The 1,053-nt window shown below is 40.6% G+C and carries 3 protein-coding genes; all 3 read left to right on the top strand.

All coding sequences use genetic code 11. The features are described from left to right. The first annotated feature begins 82 nt into the window (after positions 1–82). Positions 83–256, top strand: a complete 174-nt coding sequence (locus CI949_RS20840; RefSeq protein WP_167357552.1) for a hypothetical protein — start codon at positions 83–85, stop codon at positions 254–256. 32 nt (positions 257–288) lie between these two features. Continuing rightward, complete coding sequence (locus tag CI949_RS20835) at positions 289–744, top strand: RadC family protein (RefSeq protein WP_073158282.1); 456 nt, start codon at positions 289–291, stop codon at positions 742–744. 86 nt (positions 745–830) lie between these two features. Beyond that, positions 831–959 (top strand): hypothetical protein, encoded by a 129-nt coding sequence (locus CI949_RS20830; protein ID WP_256208207.1) that lies wholly within the window; start codon positions 831–833, stop codon positions 957–959. Positions 960–1,053: the final 94 nt, after the last annotated feature.

Here is a 1,053-nt window from a genome sequence, read left to right as displayed (position 1 = left end):
GGCTGGAATAATGCTTAGGGTTAAACTCAGGGGACTGTCAGTGAGAGCTGATGGTCTCTTTTTTTATTTGGAGGTGAAAATTATGCCGGTTAATGGTGTGCCGAGTGATGAGTGGAGAATAAAGAGAGCTTTAGGACCCTATGCTGAGCAAATGGATGAGGATGAACTTGATAGAGCAGCCAGACAGTTGCAGAAAGAGGAGAAAGCATCTGCAGCCTTAAGCAGTGATGATCAGGAATTTAAGATGCCCTTTTAAATGAATACTAAAACATAAAGGAGATGAGAATAATGGTAAATATTCAGAAGTTTAGTCTAAGAATTGTTAAGGAGTCAGGTGGAAGGTATGACATTGATAAGTATGTGAGGAACCCGTTTCAGGCAAGAGATCTCTTTGTAGAAGTGGTTGAACTTGACAGGAGAGCAGAAGAAGTCTTTGCTATCGCTACCATTGATGTTAAGAACAAGGTAACAGGGGTATTTGAGGTTTCTACAGGTACATTGACTTCAAGTCTAGTTACTCCCAGAGAGGTCTTTAAACGGGCAATACTGCAGAATGCAGCGGGTATAGTTTTAGCTCACAATCATCCTTCAGGTGTGGCGGATGCAAGCAGTGATGATATCTCAATTACTAAAAAGCTGCAGAAGGCCGGTAAGATAATGGGGATCAATGTAGTGGACCATATTATTATCGGCAGCAGAGATAACTTTATCAGTATGCAGGAAGAGAATCTGATGAAAGACTGAATCAGCAAAAGTTAATAATATTTAATTAACCTGGCCGGCGCCGGGCTTTTTTTATGTCTAAAAAGCAGAGAAAGGAGGTGAATAAGATGTATGTAAAGCACTGTCCTGAGTGTGGAAGGAAGTCCTACAGCTCCTGTAAAAAGGGTGAATGGAACTGCCCCCACTGTGACCATGATCTAAGTGATGAAGAAGCTCAAAGACCAGAAGAAGACTAAATATAATTGGAGGCCTGGATTAAATCTGGGTCTCCTTAAATTAAGAGGAGGAATAAAAAATGAGTGCAAAGAGTAAAGTTGTTGATATTAACAG

This window comes from Halanaerobium sp., from assembly GCF_003070835.1.
This window is presented reverse-complemented; position numbering and strand designations above follow the sequence as displayed.

Excerpts from the sequence above, each read along its gene's own strand:
- CI949_RS20835 (WP_073158282.1), top strand. The coding sequence starts at position 289 with ATGGTAAATATTCAGAAGTTTAGTCTAAGAATTGTTAAGGAGTCAGGT.
- CI949_RS20830 (WP_256208207.1), top strand. The coding sequence starts at position 831 with ATGTATGTAAAGCACTGTCCTGAGTGTGGAAGGAAGTCCTACAGCTCC.
- CI949_RS20840 (WP_167357552.1), top strand. The coding sequence starts at position 83 with ATGCCGGTTAATGGTGTGCCGAGTGATGAGTGGAGAATAAAGAGAGCT.